We start from the raw sequence: 20922 nt of genomic DNA, 5'->3' as shown, positions 1-20922 counted from the left end.
TCCAATTCTTTTCAATAATTATATCACTTTGATAAATTATTTGGTCTTTTGCTCGTTTTTTTTACTAATATTTAAAAATATCTCTTGAAAATTTTACTATAAGTAAATATAATACGGTTATAAAAATTGGGAGGAAGGGATTATGAGAGAAGAAATTTTATTTTTAGCTTATAAACCGCTTCTTTTTAAGTATTTAAAGATGCTGTATATTCCTGAAATTGATTTTGAGGATTTTAAACAAGAGGGAGAAATAGCCCTTTTAGAGGTGCTAAGAAGATATGATTCTCAAAAGGGAAACCTTTCAGGATATGTGAAGAAGGCTCTCTATTATAGACTTTTGAGAATAAGGGAAAAATTAAAAGGAAAAGATCTTTACTTGGAAGGAAATAATGTCTCTTATGAGGCCTTTGAAGAGGAGAGTATGATAAAATTCATAGATTTTTCAAAACTGTCTAAAAGAGAGAAACAAATAATTATTTTAATTTTCTATTCAAGACATAGTGAAAGGGAGGTTGCAAAGTATTTAGGAATATCAAGAAGTAGTGTTAAGATCTATAAGAAAAGGGCATTAAATAAGTTGAAAAATTGATGTAAAATATTTTTTAGAAATTAATGGAGGTTTGAAAAAATGGAATTTTATAGAGGAGTATTAGTAATTTTATTTATGGGGCTAATTCTTGAGATAATTGTTTTTATTCACTACCTTTCTAAATGGTTTTTCCCTTTTGAATTTTATCTTAATTTATTTGACTTTTTTATGACTGTTGGTGGAATTTATGCAGTTATTAGGCATATGATAAAGACCATAAGAAAGGGTTAAAGTACAATATGAAGACTTTTTTAAATGAAATAGTAGAAAGATTACAGCTTTTAAGAGAGAACATCAAAAAGGTTATTGTAGGAAAGGATGAGGTAATTGACTATGTAATTGTGGCTTTACTAAGCAGAGGCAATATTTTGCTTGAAGATGTTCCTGGTGTAGGTAAAACAGTCCTTGCAAAATCTCTTGCAGAGAGTATTGAACTTGATTTTAGAAGGATTCAATTTACTCCTGATACTATGCCGTCGGATGTACTTGGAGTGAATGTGTTTAATCCTAAGACCTTAGAGTTTGAGTTTAAACCAGGCCCTATTTTTACAAATATTCTTCTTGCTGATGAGATAAATAGAACGTCCCCCAGGACTCAAGCAGGTCTTCTTGAGGCAATGGATGAGGGCAAAGTGACCATAGATGGTACTACTTATGAACTTCCTAAGCCCTTTATGGTGATAGCCACACAAAATCCCAGAGAACATTTTGGAACCTATCCTTTGCCAGAGTCCCAATTGGATAGGTTCTTTATCTCCCTCTCCATGGGTTATCTTCCTATGGAGGAGGAAGTTAAAATGCTTGAAAATCAAAAGATGATTCATCCTCTGGAGAGAATTGAGCCTGTTTGGAAGAAAGAAGATTTAATTAAGGCTCAAGATTTAGTTAAGGAGATTTATATTGATAAGGATATTTTGAGATATATTGTAAATATTGTTAATATAACTCGGGATGATTCTTTGTTTTCCCTTGGGGCAGGGCCCAGAGCTTCCATATCTCTTATGAGAGGAGCTCAAGGGTATGCGCTCCTTTCTGGCAGAGATTATGTGATACCTGAGGATGTTATAAAAATGGCAGTACCTATATTGGTGCATAGGGTCATTCCTAAGGAAGGAAGTAATATGGGAAGATCTTTTAGAGAAGATATAATAAGAGATGTTTTAAAAAGAGTAAAAATACCAAAGGTAAGGTTGTGGTGACATACTTTAGTCTTACATCCATAGGATACTTATTAATTTTCTTTGATATTGTTCTTTACCTTATAGGTTTGAATGTTTCATCAACTCCTGTACTTTTAGTATCCACGTTTATCATGGGTCTTTACATGATAAATTTCTTTGAAATAATACTTCAGCCATTAAATCTTAGAGTAAAAGTTCAAATGCCTCTTCTTGTGAAAGAGAATGAATATGAGTTTATAAATATTTACTTTGAAAATAATTCTAAAATTCCTAAGGGACAGGTATTTATAAATCTTCAAGGGAAAACCCCTCTTGGGGGTTTAAGGGGAAAAGAGAAAAAAGAGATTTCCATATATTTTCACTTTAAAAAAAGGGGAATATTCTATTTAAAGACTTTAAATTTAAGATTTACTGGTACTTTGGGACTTCTTTATCTCAGTAAAAACTACAAGGTGGATGGGGTAACTTATATCTATCCTTCATTTTATCCCTTGTCTCAGGATATTTATCTTACAGATGGGGAGGGAAATAAAACCTCTTCTTCTTTTCTATCGGTGATAGGAGAAGAGTTTCATTCTCTTAGAGATTATCAACCTCAAGATCCTTTAAAGATTGTAGCTTGGAAGGCTTCAGCTAAAAAGGGAAAACTTTTATCAAAAAATTTTGAAAAGTTAAAAAAAGGGTCTCTAATGATTTTAATTGATAATTCTGTGGATAAAAAAGACTCTATAGCTGAGGAGGAGTTTGATCAACTTTTGAGATTTGTCCATTCCCTTCTTATTCCTTCTTTTTCTCTAAATATACCGCTTTCCATAAGAGACTTGAGGGGTGAAGAAGAATTTAATCCTAAGACTTCAGATGAACTAAAGAAGTACTTAGCTGAAATTCAGCTTATAGAGAGAAGAAATATAAGTTTTAAGAATTATGATTATGATATAATTTTTACTCTCAATTATAGGTTTTGGGACGAAAAGGTTAAAATAAACAAAATTATAGGTGTGGAATACCATAAGAAAGAGATTGTATTAAACAAAGGTTTTATCTTTAGTTTAGGAGACGATCCTCAGGAATTTCTTTCTCGATTTCTTGTTTTAAATCAAAGTTGAAAAGACGAGGAACTTTGCAGTAAAATCTTTAAGGTTATGGAAAGGAAAAGAATCAGACTTATAAAAAATGTAGTTGAAGATTCCATACTTTTGAGAGGGATAACCCTTTATCTTATTGTGGTTTCTCTTTTTTCAGTATGGTATTTTTTGAATCTTTCTTCTATCTATATCTCTAGTATAATTCTTTTAACTTTGATTGGTTTTGTATTTAGTTACTATAGAAGAAAAGAAAGAAATATCCTCTTAAAGATCTTAATGACCATAGGTATGATGTACTTTTTGAGGCAATTTTTTGTGGAATTAATTAAAAATCCTTTTGATCCTCGTATTCCCCTTGCTACTTTCTTGATTAATCTTAATACTATTCATAGTTTTGATCTTCCTACAAGACTTGATCTTGGCTTTTCCTTCTTTATAAGTATTATTCTTATGATTATTGCTGGAATATTTGCAAGGGAAGCAATTTTTATTGTGTTCTTTCTTTTCTTCCTTTTGGGGATGATTATATTCCTTATGTTAGTTAATGATTATAGAATTGTTCCAGGATATATTTTTTCCATTACTCTTTTCGTACTTTTCGTAGGCTTTTTAATTTTCCCTCTTCTTCCTAAGGATATAAGAATAGGCTTTAGGCAAGACATAATGTCTCAGCTAATAACGAGGCTTACTAATTTTCAGGGAGAGTTAAAATCTCCCTATGCCGAAGCCAGCAACCTCTATAAACTTCCTGAAGGAAGGAAAATTCCACCCTTAAAATTTAATCCTGAAGAATACTATGGTTTTGCACCATTTCTTGATTTAAGGCAGAGGGGAGAACTTTCTTCCTCTATTATATTTAGAGTTTTAACACCTTGGGGTATTTATCACAGGGGAATTGCCTTTGATACCTATAATGGTTTTGGATGGTATCAAAGTAAAGAAGAAGTAAAAACCATAGATACCATAAGTCAACCCTTTCTTCTAAAAGAAAATACAAGGCAAGAAGAATACCTTCAAAGAGCCACTTATTTTATTGAAAGAGATTTTCAAAATAACATAATCTTCCTTCCTAAGGGTACAGAAAGGCTTTATTATCCCTCTCCAATTATCTTTAAGGATAGTGAGGACGGATATAGGTCTCCCTTCGAACTTCCTAAGGGACTTATATATACTGGTTTTTATCAAGAGCAATATTATTCTACTAAGGAATTATTGGAGACTAAAATTCCTCCTCAAAATCAGTTTTTAAATTATTTGCAATTACCTAATATTCCTAAAAGGGTAAAAGATCTTACCTTTGAAATAACAAAAGGATACCAAACTCCATGGGAAAAATTGATGGCAATTAAAAATTATCTTGAAGACAATTATGAATACTCCCTCGATATACCACCTCTCCCTGATAATGAGGATGCAGTGGACAATTTTCTTTTTGAAGTTAAAAAGGGATATTGTGAACAGTTTGCAACAGCCTTTGCGGTTATGGCAAGAATTATTGGAGTTCCCAGTAGACTTGTTACAGGATACGGTCCTGGAGATCTTAATCCTTGGACTGGAATGTATGAGGTAAAGGTGAAGAATGCCCATGCCTGGGTTGAAATATATCTTGAGCCTTTGGGCTGGATTACAATAGATCCTACTCCTTTTGCTTTGGACTCAGAAGAAAGAGAAAGGAAAGAGTCGGCAAACTTTTTAGGGATAATCTTTAACTCCATTGGGATAATTGTACAAAATGTATTTGTTGGAGCTTATAAAGTTTTAAATAAGTATCAGTATATAGTTATTCCTGTTTTTGTTTTATTCTCCTTTTTACTGATGAGAAATTTTGTGAATTTTCTTAGACTTACAGAGGAGGATAGAATCTTTAGGAGGGTAATTAAAAGATTGAAAAGAAAAGGATTTATTAAAGAGGATGTTAGTCTATACAATATGCTGGAGCCTTTGGGGGATTTAGGAAGAAATTTTGCAGGCTTATATTATGCCTTGAAATTTGCGCCTTTAAATGAGGAAGAAAAAAGAAAATATAAAGAGAATTTCAAAGAGCAAGCTAAGAAATTACTTTCTTATAATCCTTCCACATCCCGTGATAAGGTCAAGGATTAATTCTACTTGCTCATCCATTTCCTTCAAGTGTTTTTCATATTCTTTCCATCTTTCTACTATTTCTTCGTAATCCTCATCTTTTATTCTATCTCTTAACATTCTTAAATGATAAAGACATAAGTCTTTTACTTCTCCTTGGAAAGCATAGGTAATCTCCTTTTCAAGGGTACAAATAGGACACTCTTTATTATCTTCAAATTCCAAGAGTTCTAATATATTAGGGTTTACAGTAAAGGCTTCTTTCAAATGATTTTTGCAGAGATGGACTTTTTTACCTAAATTTTTTAATCTTTTTTCTTTTTCTTCTCTTATCTTTTCACAAATAGGACATTTCTTAATCTTCATTTTGGCTTCTTAAGTTCTAATATTCTTAGTTTCTTTAAGAAAAGTTCTGAATAATCTTTATCCCAGGAAAAAGATTCGTAAAAATATTCAGGATATTTTCTCTTTTTATGAGATAAATAGGGCTCAATTCTTTTATAGGTATCTGGAGAAATAGTTTTTATCTTTTCTTTGTGGGGTTGACAAAAATCATAAGCTATTTCCTTCCATAGATTGAAAGTTTCCTGATTTTTTAAAACTTCAGAGAGGCTTTGAATATATAATTTTTCGTATTCCTCTTCCTTTTCACAAAATATGCAACTCTTCGTTTCTGGAATTTCTTTATTTTTAAGTGATGGAATAATAAAATTTTTTATTATATCCTCATAGATAATGCTTATCCCTAAAAAATCTCTAAAGGTGAGAAGTTGTAAGTGATGGTTCTCACAGAATCCTCCTTTTTCTCTTATGCTCTTTCTTAATAAGACATCATTTACATTTTCATATAAAAAGTTTTCCATATAACTTCTTAAGGCTTTTTGTACTAAATAACAAAGAGGACATCCCTCCCAGTGAAAGGCTTCTTCCCAGTTTTTATGGATTAAACTTTTACCTTTCATTTTTTAAATATATTTCTTATTCCATTAATAAACTCTGGAACCTTCTCTTTCGGGAATCTGGGCCAGGTGATAAAAATAAGGAATAAAAGATAAGCAATTATCAAATATCCATAGCTTGGGTCATATTTTAAAGAGGTATAAATTATTAAAGCGTATGGTACAGCTTGGATTCCGTCTGTTACTGCTTTTTCTTTAAAATACCATATAAGAAAAACAGCAGTGATCACAAAAATTAAAGTAAATTTCCAGGAGATAAAGTTAGAGATTGTGAGGAAGTATAGAACACCAGCAGATACGGTCATGTCTGCATAGATGTCATGTTTTCCAATAAAATCTTCTGGCATTTTTGAAGTTCTTGCCAAGTATCCATCAAGTACATCGGTGATCCAAGCAAGGATAAGCCATAATATAGCATTTTTTAAACCTAATTTTCTTTGGATATTTCCAATAGAGGCTATAATAAAGCCTATGATGAACCTGAAGATAGTGAGGGTATTAGCTATGGTTTTTAATATAGGCATTAACCATCACCTCACTTTTTGTTTATTATAACATAAAACTCTAATTTCCCCTTTATGCCTTAAAAATAAGTAAATTACTAATTTCTTGACACTTTGATTTTTCTCTGCTATAATTTTTACAAAATTTTAAAGTATGGTTTCTTAATTAAATAGATTAATTTTATATATTATTTAACTTGAGGTAAATTTATTATGGCTAAAAAGCGTAAGTGGTGGAAGAGAAAGTTTTTTACCATAATGATAATTCCCCACGATGCTTCCAATGCAAAGTCTCGTAGGATCCATATAAGTTTAATATTGATTATAATCTTTGCTATTATAGGAATTATAAGTACTTCTCTAACTCTTTATAGAATTGCCAATAACAGATTTAATAAAGTGAAACATTTGGAGGTGTTAGAAGAAGTAACAGAACAGCAAAAGGCTCAGTTAAAAGAGATTGAAGTATTGAGGCAAAAGTTAAAGGAACTTGAGGAGATGGAGAAGAAAATTAAAAATTTGTTAGGAATAAAAGGAATGATTCCTCCTCCCAAAGATATAAAGATGGTAAGTCTTGGAACCAATTCAATTCCTGATAATGAGACTTATGATATTCAAAGGAAAATCGTAGAAGTTAAAACCCTAATTGAGGAAAAACAAAAAGTACTCCTTCAGATAGAAAAAGAGATAGATAGGCGAAAGACCCTTCTTGCAGTAACTCCTTCTCGTTGGCCCACCTTTGGATTTATATCTTCGGGATTTGGTTGGAGATTTCATCCCATATTTAGAAGAATGGCATTTCATACAGGAATTGATATAGTTACTTTTTGGGGAGCTCCTGTTTATGCTACTGCTGATGGCATAGTGTCGTTTGTGGGATGGGAAAGTGGGTATGGAAAAGTGATAAAGATCAATCATGGGAGAGGTATCATTACATATTATGCTCATTTATCATCATATGCTGTGAGGGTTGGACAGTTTGTAAAGAAAGGACAATTTATTGGAAGAGTGGGAAGTACGGGAACCAGTATAGGTCCTCATCTTCACTATGAGGTGAGAAGGGGAGGGTCTCCTGTCAATCCTTCGGCATATTTGTCCGTAGACCTTATTAAGATTGGAAAATTATATTAAATTTAGGGAGGAGGAGTTATGTTGGGCAAAAGGGAAAAATCAGAAGTTATGGAGACTATTGTTGGATCTCAAACTGAAATGGAGGGAACGATTATCTCAAAGGCTTCGTTGAGGATTGATGGGAAGTTTAAAGGAGATATTGAGGCTAAAGATACTGTGATAGTGGGTAAGACAGGATATGTAGAAGGAAATATAAAGGCTAATAGGGTGGTTGTAATAGGAGAGATTGTAGGCAATGTTATTTGTAAAGAATCTATAGAGATTCTTTCTACGGGAAAGCTTAAGGGGGACTTAAAGCTGGGAGGGAAGATATCGGTGGAAGAGGGAGGAATTCTTTTGGGAACTACTGAGATTCTTGAGGAAGAAAAAATAAATGACATTTTTAAAATAGATTTGTCCTCATAAACTCTTTTAAATAAATTTTAACCTCATATATCTTGATATAATTTTACTCCTTTAATAGAATAAAAGAAAATTAGCTTTCAATGGAGAAAGGGGAGTTTCTTAATTTTAAGAGATTCTCCTTTTTGTTAAGGAGTTATAAAAATGTTGAAATCTTTTGAGGAAAACTTGCCCCAAGTTGATAGGGAAGTTTATATTTCGGATAGGGCTGTCATCATAGGTAAGGTAACACTTAAGAGAGGGGTAAATATTTGGGATTTTGCAGTAATAAGGGGTGATTTGGACTCCATTTTTATTGATGAATATACTAATATTCAGGAGAATGTAGTGATTCATGTAGATGAAGGTAAACCAGTATATATAGGTAAGTATGTAACTGTTGGGCATTCTGCAATTATTCATGGTTGTAAAATAGAAGATAATACTCTTATTGGAATGGGAGCAATTATTCTTGATGGTGCAGTCATAGGTAGGAACTCTATTATTGGTGCAGGAACCCTTATTCCTCAAGGTAAAGAGATTCCAGAAGGTTCTGTAGTTATTGGTGTTCCTGGAAAGATAGTAAGAAGTGTGAGGGAAGAAGAGATTTTACATATTAAAAGGAATGCGGAGTTATATTATCAGTTGAGTAAAAAGTATTGGAGGTGAAGTTCTTATGCCTAAGAATTATTTATTGATTCCAGGTCCCACTCCTGTACCCCAGGATGTACTTCTTGAGATGGCAAGGGAAATGGTAAATCATCGTGGAGCAGAATTTGCCAGCGTACTTAAAACTTCCACTGAACTTTTGAAAAAAGTATTTAAAACCCAAAATGATGTACTTATATTAACAGCCTCTGGAACGGGTGGAATGGAAGCTGCAGTGGCAAACTTTTTCTCTCAAGGAGATCCTGTTTTAGTAGGAATTTGTGGGGTTTTTGGTGAAAGATTTGCGAAGATATGTAAGACATATGGATTAAATATAAAGACCATTGAATGCGAACCTGGTAAGGGGGTAGAGCCTGAAGTTCTGGAAAAAACTTTAAAGGAAAATCCTGATATTAAAGGAGTATTTTTAACTCATAATGAGACTTCTACGGGGGTGACTAATGACTTAAAAGAGCTTGCTCCTATTGTAAAGCAAAATCCTGAGAGACTTCTTGTGGTGGATGCGGTAAGTTCTTTAGGTGCTATTGATCTGCCCACCGATGAATTAAAAATTGATATAGTAGTTACAGCTTCCCAAAAAGCTCTTGAGACTCCCCCTGGACTTGCTATGGTCTCGGTGAGTGAATTAGCATGGAAATATAATGAAAAGGCGAATCTTCCTCGCTTCTATTTTGATCTAAAGCAAGCAAAGAAATTCCTTGAAGAGGGAGCTACACCTTTTACTCCTGCAGTTTCCGTGGTTTTTGCCCTTAAGAAAGCCCTTGAAAATATCCTGACTAGAGGTTTAGAGGAAAACTTTAAGAGACATAAATTTTTGGGAAGAGCAGTGCGTGAAGCAATAAAAGCTCTTGGAGTTACAAGACTTCTTACCGATGAGAGATGGGCATCGGATACAGTAACTCCTGTGGTTCCACCAGAAAATGTTAATCCTGATGAGCTGAGAAAATACATAAGAAATAAATTTGGAGTTGTTTTGGCTGGAGGTCAAGGAAGTCTCAAAGGAAAGATATTTAGAATTGGACATTTAGGTTATGTGGAGCCTACCGATATATTAGTGGCAATTTCAGCTATAGAAGTTGCTTTGGAAAATTTAGGATATAAAGGTATAAAGGGTAAAGGGGTACAGGTAGCAGAGGAGGTTTTCGCTGAATATTATAAAAATTAGAAAGATTGGAGGGGGTTTAAAAAGTGGAAAAATATAAACTTCTTGTTTCAGATCCTATAGCAGAAGTTGGATTAAATAAACTAAAAGAATTCTTTGAGGTAAATTATAAACCAGGTCTTCCTAAGGATGAGCTTTTAAACATAATACAAGATTATGTGGCCCTTGTAGTGAGATCAGAAACAAAGGTAACTAAGGATGTGATTGAAAGGGCTAAGAATTTAAAGGTTATAGGAAGGGCAGGAGTTGGAGTTGATAATATAGATGTGGAGGAGGCTACCAGAAAGGGAATACTTGTAATAAATGCCCCTGAGGGAAATACTATAGCTGCATGTGAACATACGATTGGATTGATGCTTGCTATTTCAAGAAAAATTCCCCAAGCTTTTTCTCTTTTAAGGCAAGGCAAATGGGAGAGGAAAAGCTTTATAGGTAATGAGTTGTATGGAAAGACATTAGGACTTGTAGGACTCGGTAGAATAGGTTCAGAGGTTGCCAAAAGGGCTAAATCCTTTAAGATGAGAGTTATTGCTTATGATCCTTTTATCTCACCTGAAAAAGCAAAAGAGTTGGATGTGGAGTTATATAGTGATTTACCAGCTCTACTTAAGGAGGCAGACTACGTATCCCTACATCTTCCTTTGACTCAAGATACGAAGAATCTTATAGGGAAAAAGGAATTAGAAATGATGAAACCTACCGCATATTTAATAAATTGTGCTCGTGGAGGATTGGTAGATGAAGATGCTTTATATGAAATATTGAAGGAAAAGAAAATTGCGGGTGCTGCCCTTGATGTCTTTAAAAACGAGCCTATAAATCCTGATAATCCGCTGTTAACTTTAGATAATGTGGTCTTGACTCCTCATCTTGGTGCATCAACTCAAGAGGCTCAAGAAAAAGTGGCTCTTATAGTTGCTGAGGAGATAATCAGATTTTTCAAAGGAGAGATGGTAAGTCATGCAGTTAACTTGCCTATACAAATATCTCCTGAAATAATGCCTTTTGCAAAATTGGGAGAAAAACTTGGAAAACTTTTAGCGCAGATAACAAATGCTAATCCTGAAGAATTAGAAATACAAATATGTGGAGATTTAGCCCAAAGAATTGAAACCTCTCTTGCCTCTGCAGTAGTAAAAGGCTTTTTGGAGCCTATATTAGGAGAAGAAGTGAATCTGATAAATGCCATGGCTATGGCAAAGGGTAGGAGATTGCGAATAGTAGAGGTAAGAACTGAAGAGATGAATACTTATAGATCTTCAATTAGATTAAGGTTAAAGACTGAGAAAGGATTTATAGAAGTTTCAGGTACAGTAAGCAGAAATCAAGAAAGAATTTTAGCAATACAGGATTATCATCTTGATCTTGCTCTTTCTCAGTATATGCTTATTGCATTTCATATAGATAGACCAGGCATAATAGGGCAGGTAGGTACTGTACTTGGAAAAAATAATATAAACATCGCTGCAATGCAGGTTGGAAGGAAGGGAATTGGCAAAGATGCGGTCATGGTTCTTGTTATTGATAATCCTGTAGATGATAAAGTTCTTAGAGAACTTAAAAATATAGAGAATATCAAAGAAGTCTATTATGTATGTCTATAAACAAGCTTAGTAGAGGTTTAATACAGGTTTATACAGGAGATGGAAAAGGTAAAACTACCGCCGCCCTCGGACAGAGTATAAGGGCGGCGGGACATGGACTTAAAGTACTTTTTGTCCAGTTTATAAAAGGCAATAGTTTTACAGGAGAATTTCTTTTCTTAAAAAATTCACAGAATATCACTTTTTGGCAGTTTGGAAGAGATTGTGTTTATTCCTCAGGGATAAGGGAAAATATTGTTGAATGTAATAATTGTTATGAATGTTTTATTGGAAAAGAGGGCCCCTCTGAAATGGACATTAAAGTGGTGAGAGGAGGTTGGGAAAGGGTTAAAAGTGTAATTGAGGATTATGATTTGATAGTGCTTGATGAGATAAGTCTTGCTATTTTTTATAAGATCATATCTGCGGAAGAGATTATAGAATTTCTAAAAAATAAGCCAGAAAAGTTAGAAATTATACTTACAGGCAGGTATATGCCTGAGGCAATCATGGATTTAGCGGATCTTATTACTGAGATGAAAGAGGTTAGACATCCTTATAGTAAAGGAATTTCCGCAAGGTGGGGAATTGATTATTAAAATCTTAAAGTTCCTGTTAATTTGTATTTTAGTTTAATATTTTCAAGGGATGTATCACTATTTTCTATATTTTCTGAAAAAGCACTAATGCTTAAACTAAATCTGTTCAAATTTATTCCTAATCCAAAAGTGTAATTGGCTAAGTTTGTAATATCCCCCTTTGAGCCTATTCTTATTACCAATATATTTCCTAATTTTTGTTCAATTCCAAATCTTATTAGGCTCCAATCTTTAGTATTACTAAAGTTCTCCACATCTATAAGATCTAAGTAGATGTTTGTAGAATTATTAAAAAGGGAAAAACTAAGCCCTATGTTATATCTTAATGCTAAGGTAATTTTATAAACTTGATCAGATATTTTTTCTATGGTAAAGCCCTCTCCAACAATTCCTGTACGTAAGAAGTCTCCGATTTTTATCATCAGTCCAATATCACCTTTTATTAGATTCTCTTCTTCTAAATACATGGCACTGGTTCCTAAATATATATATGAAGTAAGGGGAAAAGCTATAGCACCTCTTATATTTTTTAATGAGTATTCCTTAGTATTCTTATCCAAAATTAAGTCTGCAGTTATAGAATAAATTGTAGTAGAGGGATAAAAGTAGGAAAGTTTTAGATTTGGGTTATCGGTTAAGTTGTCAAAGGTAAGAGAAAAATAGGAAAATTTCTTTAAGGATAACGTAGCGGGATTAAAAAAGTAGGTTTCTCCTTCGCTATCCAAGGTAACGAAAGTAAAACCCAAGGAAGAGGATTTTGCATCAAAATAAATACTTTCATCAACCTCTGTGGCAAAGGTTGAATTTAGAAGTAATAAAGTTATTAATAAAGCAAAAACTATAAGAATTTTCTTCATACTCAATTATAGTATAATATAATACTTTTAGTATGAAAATAGGTTTTTCGTTTTTATCACTAAAAACCCTCTCAGTAAAAAGGGCTATAAGTATTACTAAAAAACTTGGGGGTAATACTCTTGAACTTTTTGGAGATCTAGTTCTTTTCTATAGAGGAAAGTTTTGCGAAAAGCCAGAATCTATTAAAGAATTTGCAGTAAAAAATGATATTTTCCTTACCATGCACCTTCCCTATATTGATATAAATTTAGCATCCTTTAATGATGAAGTATGGGAAAAAAGTATAGAGTCCATATTAAAAGCTATTGAATATGGGGAGAAGGCGGGGATTAAGAGAGCAGTGCTTCATCCTGGGGGTGTTCCTTTAAGCCACTTGGTCTTAATATTTCTTGCTCAAAGAAGATTAAGAAAAGCTTTAGAATTTATTCTTGAAAAGGCTGAAAAATATGATGTAGAGGTATGTATTGAAAATCCATATTTTGAAGAGAATGATATTTTTAGCAATGTGGACCAATTTTATAAGTTTATAAAAGGTTTTGGGGGAAAATTAAAAGTTTGTTTTGATTTTGGACATGCTCACATCTCCAAAAAAGGTATTGACTATAGTTTAAATTTGTTAAAGCCTTTTATAACCCATGTTCACATTCATGACAATCATGGAGAAAAGGACGAACATTTATCTCTTGGAAAAGGTAGTATTGATTTTAAAAAGTATTTAGATTTCTTAAGAAACTTTGATGGAACAATAATTTTAGAGATTAACTCCTTAAAAGATAAGAGAGAAGATTTAAAAAGAAGTGTAGAGATCATAAAGGGGGAAGTTTAAGCTTCCCCCCTTTTTAATTATACTGTTCCGCTGGATCCAAGAACATTTCTTAACTTATGTTTTACTAACTTTTTAACTTCTTCTCTTGCTGGGCCAAGATATTTTCTTGGATCAAATTCCTCCGGATGGAGAGCAAAGACTTCTCTTATAGTGGCGGTTACTGCTAACCTTAAGTCGGTATCAATATTTACTTTGCATATACCCATTTTTGTAGCTTCTCTTATCATTTCTTCTGGTACCCCTTTTGCTCCCCCAAGTTTTGCGCCATATTGGTTGGCTTTTTCTACATATTCTGGAAGAACAGAAGATGCTCCATGGAGCACTAATGGGAAACCAGGAAGTCTTTTTGCAATCTCTCTTAATCTATCAAAGTCAAGCTTTGGTTCTCCTTTAAACTTATAGGCTCCGTGACTTGTACCAATAGCAATAGCAAGAGAATCTACTCCAGTTCTTTCTACAAACTCTACCGCTTTGTCTGGATCAGTAAAGGATGCCTCTCTTTCAGATACCACTACATGTTCTTCTACTCCTACTAATCTTCCTAACTCTCCCTCAACAGCTACGCCACGGGGATGAGCATAGTCTACAACCTCTTTAGTTATTCTTACATTCTCCTCAAAGGGAAGATGAGAGCCATCAATCATTACCGAAGTAAAGCCTGCATCTATGACCTCTTTACAAAGTTCTACGCTATCTCCATGATCTAAGTGTACTACGATAGGAATATCTGGAGCATCTTGAACAGCTGCCTCAATCAGCTTCATGAGATAAATAAGTTTTGCATAGTTTCTTGCACCTTTTGAGATTTGAAGAATAAGGGGAGACCTTTCTTCTTTTGCCGCCTCAATTACTCCTTGAAGTATTTCCATATTGTTTACATTAAATGCGCCTATAGCATATTTACCATAGCATTTTTGGAATAACTCCTTTGGGTTTACTAAGGGCATTTCTTCAATACCTCCTTAAAAGAAATTTATTGTTTTTAGTATAGCATAAGTTTCATTAGCAAATTTTTAAAATATTTTTAAATTGACTTTTTTCCTGTATTCTTATAATATACCCTTTAGGGTATATTATGGAAAAGGAGGTGAAAATATGAGTAGCAACTTAAGGATTATTGTATACTCTACTCCAAGTTGTCCTTGGTGTAATGCAGCAAAAAGATATTTTAGGGAAAGGGGTATAAGATTTTACGATGTAGACGTATCTAAGGATAGAAAAGCAGCAGAAGAAATGGTGAGGAAGTCAGGGCAAATGGGAGTTCCTGTTATTGATATAAATGGGCATATTGTAATAGGTTTTGATAGGAATAAGATTAATCGTTTGTTAGGTTTAAAATAATTTAAATTGGGAGGTGAAAAGTTATGAAAAAAGTTTTGCCATTAGAGGATAGAGTTCTTGTTAAGATTGTTAAGGAGGAAGAAAAAACCCCATCGGGTATAATTCTCCCTGATGTAGCAAAGGAGAAACCTCAAATTGCAGAGGTAATAGAAGTGGGTGATGATGAGACTATTAAAGTAAAAAAGGGTGATAAGATAATTTTTGCAAAATATTCTGGAACAGAGATAAAAATAGATGGAGAAGACTATTTAATTCTAAGTAAGGCAGATATTTTAGCAAAAATAGAGGAGTAAGGGGAAAGTTGCCCCTTGCTCCTCTATTTGTTAAATCTTTAATTTATTTTTCTAAAACAACTTTTATGACGTGGGACAAAACTTCTTTATCATTAAGATAAACTTTTACTATATAATCTCCTTCTTCTTCAAATTTTAATTTTTCCACATTATCTGTTACTGTAACTATGGAGCCTATGTTGGTTTCAAACTCTTGAGGCTCTGAGGAGTATATTAATTTGCCACTTGGAGAAAGGATCTCAAATCTTTGAGTAAAATTACCCTCACCTGATAAAAATCCGTTGGCGATGATAAAAGTATCCTCAAAAGGAAGTTCAGAAGTAGTGTAGTACTCAAAAACTCCAGAAAGAGAGGTTAGCCCATGATCATTTTCATAAACTTCTATACAAGGTAGTGAAAAAATAGGAATAGGATTTGCATCAAAATCCTCAGGATTTAAATCTTCCTCTCCTTTTAAGATGAAAACTGGTATTTCTTTTATAACCTTTCCGTTCGCCCTTGCTTGTATCCAGTAAACACCAGAATCTTCAAAAGCTACATCTTTTAGATATCCAAAGGAATATATTACTTCATTGTTACTTTTAAGTTCAAAATTGTCTTCAGTAGATGCCAAAACTTTGTCTTTTGTGGGTGTTACTATACTTATTTCAATATGATGTTTTCCATATCCCATCCATCTTGAATATACAGGGAGAGTGTCAGTGGCAGGAAGATCCTCAAAGTGTATTATGCTAAATAATCCGTCAATAGTAGTTAATCCATACTCATCTTCCCCAATGTTTTCTGCTATTGCTATTCCTATTAGTTTGAGTTCTGAACTTTGGGCATAAGAAAGGCTAAGTATTACAATTAGAGAAATTAGGAGAATTAAGAGTTTTTTCATAATTTTCAACTCCTTTCTTTAAATTAAGGATAACTTATTATAAAATTAAAATCAAATATTCACAAACGCAGTTTGGAGGGCTTCAAAAATGATAAATATTGAGTTTAGAGGTGCCATAAGAACAGAAATAGAAAAACCAAAGTCTCTGATAGAAGTATTAAATGCCTATTCTGAAATTGTGGATAAACTTTTAAATCCCGGGGAAATTCCTGTGGCAGTAAAAGTAGATGGGAATATTGAAACTTTAAATTATATAGTGGAGGACGATACAAAACTTGATATTATTGGAAGTAGGTCTAATATTGGAAGGAGAATATTGGAAAGGAGTTATATATTTCTTCTTAACTTTGCTGTTTCTCTTGTGATGCCAGATCAGAGAGTTTTAGTAGAGCACTCCTATCACAAAAGTCTATATGGTAGATTTAGAAATTATGCACCAAAGGCGGAAGATATAGAGAGAATAAAGGAAAGAATGATGGAAATTGTGGAGCAGAATATACCTATACAGAAGAAGTTGGTAAGTAAAGAGGAAGCATTAAAGATATTTGAAGAAAGAAATGAAGAGGATAAAATTAGATTAATTAAATACATACCTTTTAAGGAGATTCCTCTCTATTATATTGATGATCACTATGAATATTCCTTTTTGCCTCTTGTTCCCTCAACCTCCTTTTTAAAAACCTTTGACTTAAAACTTTATCAACCAGGTTTTATATTAATCCTTCCTGATGATAAAGATATTCAGAAATTAAGTGAGTTTAGAGAGATAGTAAAACTCTTTCAAGCCTTTTATGAATATAAAAACTGGCTTGAGATCTTAGGACTCGTAGATGTATCTTCTCTTAATGAGGCTATTGAAAAGGGTGAAATCTCTGAGGTGATAAAGGTTGCAGAGGCTCTTCACGAAAAGAAAATAGCTCAAATAGCTGACGAAATCTGTTCAAAACTTCCTGATTTGAAGCTTGTATTGATTGCTGGTCCATCCTCTGCAGGTAAGACTACTTTTAGTAAGAGACTTCAGATTCAGCTTAAAGTAAATGGTTTAAAGCCTATTGTTATTGAGATGGATGACTACTTCTTACCTCCTGAGCGTATTTCCAGAGATGAGTTTGGGAATTATGACTTTGATAATCCTAATGCTGTAGATATTGCTCTTTTAAATGAACATTTAAATACTATTATGAATGGCGGAGAAGTGGAGCTTCCTAAGTATAACTTTCAAAAAAAGAGAAGAGAAAAGTCAGGAAGGTTTGTAAAACTTGAAGATAGGAGTATTATTGTTATGGAAGGGATTCATGCATTAAATCCTGATATGACTAATCTGGTTCCTGGATATATGAAATATCATGTTTTTGTGAGTGCGCTAACTCATTTAAATATAGATAATCAAAATAGGGTCCCTACCACTGATTCAAGATTAATAAGGAGAATGGTAAGAGATAGCATTTTTAGAGGCTATGGGGTTATAGATTCTATAAGGCAATGGCCCTCGGTGAGAAGGGCAGAGGATCTTTATATATTTCCAACCCAAGAGAGGGCAGATGTTATGTTTAATTCCGCTTTAGTTTACGAGTTTCCTATTCTTAAGACCTTTGCGGAACCAATGCTGAAAGCAATTCCCCCATATTATCCTGAATATCCTGAAGCAAAAAGGATTCTTGATATTCTTTCCCACTTTTTACCTTTGTCTCCCACTGAGGTTCCTATGACTTCCATACTGAGGGAATTTATAGGAGGAAGTTCTTTTACTTATTAATATCTATATTCGTCGAAAAGTTCTGTAGAAATATATCTTTCTCCCGTATCTGGAAGAATTACAACAGCAGTTTTTCCTTTGTTTTCTTCCCTTTTTGCTACTTTTAAAGCTGCAAAGCATGCTGCTCCTGAGGATATTCCACAAAGTATTCCTTCTTCTTTCATAAGTTTTTTAGCGGTATTCATTGCATCCTCTTCACTAACTGTAACTATCTCATCAATGATACTAGTATTTAGAACTTTTGGAATGAATCCAGCTCCAATTCCTTGAATTTTGTGGGGAGATGGAGTTTTTCCTGAGAGGACTGCAGATTTTTCAGGCTCCACTGCAACAATTTTTATTTCTTTTTTTCTTTGTTTTAAAACTTCCCCTATTCCTGTTATAGTTCCTCCAGTACCTACTCCACACACCACAATGTCTACTTTTCCTTCGGTATCTTGCCATATTTCTTCTGCCGTAGTTTTTTTATGAATTAGAGGGTTGGCGGGATTTTCAAATTGCATAGGTACAAAATACTTATCTGGGTCTAAACTAATTATTTCTTCAACTTTTTTTATTGCTCCTTTCATGCCTTCTTCTTTTGGGGTAAGTATGAGCTCTGCACCAAAGGCGCGAAGAAGGGCTCTCCTTTCCATGCTCATGCTTTCTGGCATTACTAAAATTACTTTGTATCCTTTTATAGCACCTATCATGGCAAGCCCTATACCTGTATTTCCTGAGGTGGGTTCAATTATTATCTTATCTTTATTTAATTTTCCCATCTTTTCTGCTTCTTCAATCATAGAGAGAGCAATTCTATCTTTCACACTTCCTCCTGGGTTAAAAGATTCAAGTTTTGCTAATACTTCTGCAAAACAGCCTTCCGTAATTTTGTTTAACTTTACAAGAGGAGTATTTCCTATAAGTTCTATCACACTGTTTGCTACTCTCATTTCTATCCTCCCATTTTATACCTTTTAGGTAGAGGATAATAGGTAATAAGTTTTTTGTCAACCCTCCTTCGTTCAAGAGTATATTAATATGCATAAAGTTTTCCATAAGGTCTCTTATTATATGGGATAACTTTTACAAAAGGTTTTTCCATTATAAAGTCAAAATCTACTTCGAAATATTCAGAAAATTTTTTAACATGTTCTTCTATGAATTTTTTGTCCTCCTCTTCTATTTCTACTATTTTCCCTTCTTTTCCTAACTTGTATTCAGGAATTATTCCCCTAAAATAAATTAGTCCTCCATGAATTCCTGTGCTACAAAAATATCCGCAAAGATTTTCTTCCTTTTCTGTATTTAGTCCTAATACAATAACCCTTCCACCTGCCATATATTCTCCTAAGAAATCTCCAGCAGTTCCTCCAATAACAATCACAGGAATTTTATCCTTGTATTCCTTCATATGGATTCCTACCCTATATCCTACATCTCCCTTTACAAATATCTTCCCCCCTCTCATTCCATAACCCATAATATCCCCAGCAGATCCGTAGATTACTATCTCTCCATCATTCATAGTATTTCCAACACCATCTTGGCTATTTCCGTATACTTTTATTTTAAGTCCATTCATAAAAACTCCTAAATCATTTCCGGGAGTTCCATATATCTCTATTTCTCTTTCTGGGAAAGTAAGTCCTGCCCCAATATATCTTTGTCCATTTATATTAATGAGTTTTATTTTTCTATATCCCTCTTTTAACTTCTCTTCTATCTTTTCATTGAGATCTTTATAGTGTAAGCCCTTCCCATTTATAGTTATGGCATCTTCTATTATTTTCATTTCTATACCCTCCATATTTTCTCCCTCCTCATTTCCTTTGGGAAATCTAAAAATCCAAAATTATCCCAAAGGAGTCTTTCTTTAAATTCTGAAACATCTACTTTATTTTTCATTAGGTCTACGATCATTCCTGTTCTATCAAAGGAGTTTATAAACATAAATCCTAAAATTCTTCCGTCTTTTAAATATACCTTCCTATATACTTTTCTATTTCTCTCCAACCTTTTTAGTATTTCGCAACTATCAATAGAATTTACTATTCCTCCTGTCATTATGTGAATATCAAAAAATCCAATAGAATTTATAGGAAAACCTCCTTCGTATTTCACTTCTTTTCCTGCCATATTTTGACCAGCAATCTCGCCTTGGATGTAAGCATTAGGTAAAATAGGAATTACTCTGTTTTGCTCTAAAATAAGATCAAAGGCTGAAACCACATCTCCAGCAGCATAAACATCTGGGATGTTGGTTTCCATCTTTTCATTTACGATTATTCCTCTATTGATATTTAAAGGGGTGTCTTTAAAAATATCCACATTAGGAATCACCCCAATGGAGAAGACTACTAAATCAGCAGGAAGGATTTCTTGATCTTGAAGTTTAACTTTCTCTACTTTTTCATCTCCCAAGATCTCTATTAGGGAATTTTTTAAGATAAACTTTATCCCATGATTTTCTAATTCTTCTTGAACCAATTTTGCTCCCTCTTCATCTAAAATAGAGCCTAAGATTCTTTCTGCAAGTTCTATAACTATAACTTCGCATCCTCTTTTTGTTAATGCTTCTGCTGCTTTTAATCCACTTAGTCCTCCTCCTACCACTATAGTTCTTTTTCCTGGACATATCATTTGATCTATTGCTTTTACATCGTCAAATTTAATAAAAGTAAAGACATTTTTCTTATTAAGACCTGGAATATTTGGAATAAAAGGTTTTCCGCCCGTTGCTATGAGTAGTTTATCGTAATAAATCTCTTCTTTGTTGTCCAGGTAGAGTTTTCTATTTTCAAAATCTACTCTTTCTACTTTTCTTCCTAAAATTGGTTTTACTTTATATTTCTCATAATAATCAAAGGGTCTATAGTAAATTTTTTCATCACTTATTTTTTTAGAAAGCCAATAAGATATTAAGGGTCTTGAGTAGATGTGATATGGTTCATTGGAGATTACAACAATCTCATTTTTATCATCTATCTTTCTTATTCCTTCTATACAGCCTGCAGCAGCAATGGAATTTCCTATTATTACGTATCTCAAAATAATCCCCT

24 protein-coding genes are annotated in these 20922 nt (G+C 33.3%); 15 read left to right on the top strand and 9 right to left on the bottom strand.

Translation table 11 applies throughout. The features are described from left to right. Window positions 1–142 precede the first annotated feature (142 nt). The 5 genes from ACP5QL_RS05915 to ACP5QL_RS05895 are packed head-to-tail and all read left to right on the top strand — an operon-like array spanning window position 143 to window position 4958. Complete coding sequence (locus ACP5QL_RS05915) at window positions 143–589, top strand: sigma-70 family RNA polymerase sigma factor (protein ID WP_272994797.1); 447 nt, start codon at window positions 143–145, stop codon at window positions 587–589. 39 nt (window positions 590–628) lie between these two features. Next, window positions 629–820: a hypothetical protein gene (locus ACP5QL_RS05910; protein WP_012582474.1), complete on the top strand. Its 192-nt coding sequence runs from the start codon at window positions 629–631 to the stop codon at window positions 818–820. Window positions 821–828: 8 nt separating this feature from the next. After that, window positions 829–1788 carry an AAA family ATPase gene (locus tag ACP5QL_RS05905; protein WP_012582473.1) on the top strand — a complete coding sequence of 320 codons (960 nt, stop codon included), beginning with the start codon at window positions 829–831 and terminating at the stop codon, window positions 1786–1788. Then, window positions 1785–2876 carry a DUF58 domain-containing protein gene (locus tag ACP5QL_RS05900; protein WP_012582472.1) on the top strand — a complete coding sequence of 364 codons (1092 nt, stop codon included), beginning with the start codon at window positions 1785–1787 and terminating at the stop codon, window positions 2874–2876. Before ACP5QL_RS05905 ends, ACP5QL_RS05900 begins: the two co-directional genes overlap by 4 nt. Before the next feature lie 36 nt (window positions 2877–2912). Then, window positions 2913–4958: a transglutaminase domain-containing protein gene (locus ACP5QL_RS05895; protein WP_428126044.1), complete on the top strand. Its 2046-nt coding sequence runs from the start codon at window positions 2913–2915 to the stop codon at window positions 4956–4958. On the opposite strand, the gene ACP5QL_RS05890 is transcribed toward ACP5QL_RS05895, so the two are convergent. Genes ACP5QL_RS05890 through ACP5QL_RS05880 form a run of 3 tightly spaced genes read right to left on the bottom strand, consistent with a single transcriptional unit; the run spans window position 4911 to window position 6420 of the window. Further along, a complete protein-coding gene (locus ACP5QL_RS05890) occupies window positions 4911–5303 on the bottom strand; it encodes a hypothetical protein (RefSeq protein ID WP_428126040.1) in 393 nt (130 codons plus the stop codon). The two genes, ACP5QL_RS05895 and ACP5QL_RS05890, sit on opposite strands and share 48 nt — an antisense overlap. Continuing rightward, window positions 5300–5899, bottom strand: coding sequence for a DUF6062 family protein (locus tag ACP5QL_RS05885; RefSeq protein ID WP_428126038.1), 600 nt, complete (start codon window positions 5897–5899; stop codon window positions 5300–5302). The genes ACP5QL_RS05890 and ACP5QL_RS05885 overlap by 4 nt, the downstream gene beginning before the upstream one ends. Beyond that, complete coding sequence (locus tag ACP5QL_RS05880; RefSeq protein WP_272994799.1) at window positions 5896–6420, bottom strand: CDP-alcohol phosphatidyltransferase family protein; 525 nt, start codon at window positions 6418–6420, stop codon at window positions 5896–5898. Before ACP5QL_RS05880 ends, ACP5QL_RS05885 begins: the two co-directional genes overlap by 4 nt. Window positions 6421–6612: 192 nt before the next feature. On the opposite strand from ACP5QL_RS05880, the gene ACP5QL_RS05875 reads away from it, so the two are divergent. The 6 genes from ACP5QL_RS05875 (at window position 6613) to ACP5QL_RS05850 (ending at window position 11924) form a co-directional block, all read left to right on the top strand. Further along, window positions 6613–7530 (top strand): M23 family metallopeptidase, encoded by a 918-nt coding sequence (locus ACP5QL_RS05875; protein WP_424662454.1) that lies wholly within the window; start codon window positions 6613–6615, stop codon window positions 7528–7530. 18 nt (window positions 7531–7548) lie between these two features. After that, entirely contained in the window at window positions 7549–7935 is a 387-nt protein-coding gene (locus ACP5QL_RS05870) for a bactofilin family protein (RefSeq protein ID WP_012582466.1), read from the top strand. Between the two features lie 141 nt (window positions 7936–8076). Next, entirely contained in the window at window positions 8077–8580 is a 504-nt protein-coding gene (locus tag ACP5QL_RS05865; protein ID WP_272994801.1) for a gamma carbonic anhydrase family protein, read from the top strand. A 7-nt stretch (window positions 8581–8587) separates the two neighbouring features. Then, window positions 8588–9745 (top strand): pyridoxal-phosphate-dependent aminotransferase family protein, encoded by a 1158-nt coding sequence (locus ACP5QL_RS05860; RefSeq protein ID WP_428126033.1) that lies wholly within the window; start codon window positions 8588–8590, stop codon window positions 9743–9745. Between the two features lie 23 nt (window positions 9746–9768). Next, a complete protein-coding gene (gene serA, locus ACP5QL_RS05855) occupies window positions 9769–11346 on the top strand; it encodes a phosphoglycerate dehydrogenase (protein WP_428126030.1) in 1578 nt (525 codons plus the stop codon). Next, complete coding sequence (locus ACP5QL_RS05850) at window positions 11337–11924, top strand: cob(I)yrinic acid a,c-diamide adenosyltransferase (RefSeq protein WP_012582462.1); 588 nt, start codon at window positions 11337–11339, stop codon at window positions 11922–11924. Before serA ends, ACP5QL_RS05850 begins: the two co-directional genes overlap by 10 nt. Here the strand turns inward: ACP5QL_RS05850 and ACP5QL_RS05845 are convergent. Continuing rightward, complete coding sequence (locus ACP5QL_RS05845) at window positions 11921–12781, bottom strand: hypothetical protein (protein WP_012582461.1); 861 nt, start codon at window positions 12779–12781, stop codon at window positions 11921–11923. The two genes, ACP5QL_RS05850 and ACP5QL_RS05845, sit on opposite strands and share 4 nt — an antisense overlap. 32 nt (window positions 12782–12813) lie before the next feature. Between ACP5QL_RS05845 and ACP5QL_RS05840 the strand changes: the two genes are divergently transcribed. Beyond that, on the top strand, window positions 12814–13608 hold the full coding sequence (locus ACP5QL_RS05840) for a sugar phosphate isomerase/epimerase family protein (protein WP_428126025.1): 795 nt from the start codon (window positions 12814–12816) through the stop codon (window positions 13606–13608). Between the two features lie 17 nt (window positions 13609–13625). Here ACP5QL_RS05840 and fba read toward each other — a convergent pair whose 3' ends face one another. Continuing rightward, window positions 13626–14555, bottom strand: coding sequence for a class II fructose-1,6-bisphosphate aldolase (fba, locus tag ACP5QL_RS05835; RefSeq protein ID WP_012582459.1), 930 nt, complete (start codon window positions 14553–14555; stop codon window positions 13626–13628). Between the two features lie 148 nt (window positions 14556–14703). On the opposite strand from fba, the gene ACP5QL_RS05830 reads away from it, so the two are divergent. Both ACP5QL_RS05830 and ACP5QL_RS05825 read left to right on the top strand, forming a co-directional pair. Continuing rightward, entirely contained in the window at window positions 14704–14949 is a 246-nt protein-coding gene (locus ACP5QL_RS05830) for a glutaredoxin family protein (RefSeq protein WP_428126022.1), read from the top strand. A gap of 23 nt (window positions 14950–14972) precedes the next feature. Further along, entirely contained in the window at window positions 14973–15242 is a 270-nt protein-coding gene (locus ACP5QL_RS05825; RefSeq protein ID WP_012582457.1) for a co-chaperone GroES, read from the top strand. 43 nt (window positions 15243–15285) lie between these two features. Here the strand turns inward: ACP5QL_RS05825 and ACP5QL_RS05820 are convergent, their stop codons facing one another. Continuing rightward, window positions 15286–16125 (bottom strand): DUF6941 family protein, encoded by an 840-nt coding sequence (locus ACP5QL_RS05820; protein ID WP_272994805.1) that lies wholly within the window; start codon window positions 16123–16125, stop codon window positions 15286–15288. Window positions 16126–16213: 88 nt separating this feature from the next. On the opposite strand from ACP5QL_RS05820, the gene ACP5QL_RS05815 reads away from it, so the two are divergent. Beyond that, window positions 16214–17881 carry a nucleoside kinase gene (locus ACP5QL_RS05815; protein ID WP_012582455.1) on the top strand — a complete coding sequence of 556 codons (1668 nt, stop codon included), beginning with the start codon at window positions 16214–16216 and terminating at the stop codon, window positions 17879–17881. On the opposite strand, the gene cysK is transcribed toward ACP5QL_RS05815, so the two are convergent. The 3 genes from cysK to ACP5QL_RS05800 form a co-directional block, all read right to left on the bottom strand. Further along, on the bottom strand, window positions 17878–18813 hold the full coding sequence (gene cysK / locus ACP5QL_RS05810; protein ID WP_272994806.1) for a cysteine synthase A: 936 nt from the start codon (window positions 18811–18813) through the stop codon (window positions 17878–17880). The two genes, ACP5QL_RS05815 and cysK, sit on opposite strands and share 4 nt — an antisense overlap. An 83-nt stretch (window positions 18814–18896) precedes the next feature. Beyond that, window positions 18897–19655, bottom strand: a complete 759-nt coding sequence (locus tag ACP5QL_RS05805) for a hypothetical protein (RefSeq protein WP_012582453.1) — start codon at window positions 19653–19655, stop codon at window positions 18897–18899. 2 nt (window positions 19656–19657) lie between these two features. Further along, window positions 19658–20911 (bottom strand): NAD(P)/FAD-dependent oxidoreductase, encoded by a 1254-nt coding sequence (locus ACP5QL_RS05800; RefSeq protein ID WP_273333133.1) that lies wholly within the window; start codon window positions 20909–20911, stop codon window positions 19658–19660. Between the last annotated feature and the right edge of the window lie 11 nt (window positions 20912–20922).

Source organism: Dictyoglomus sp., from assembly GCF_049968615.1.
In the GTDB taxonomy this organism is placed as follows: domain Bacteria; phylum Dictyoglomota; class Dictyoglomia; order Dictyoglomales; family Dictyoglomaceae; genus Dictyoglomus; species Dictyoglomus turgidum.
The sequence above is the reverse complement of the archived record's forward strand: the minus strand, read 5'-3'. Positions and strand labels throughout refer to the sequence as shown.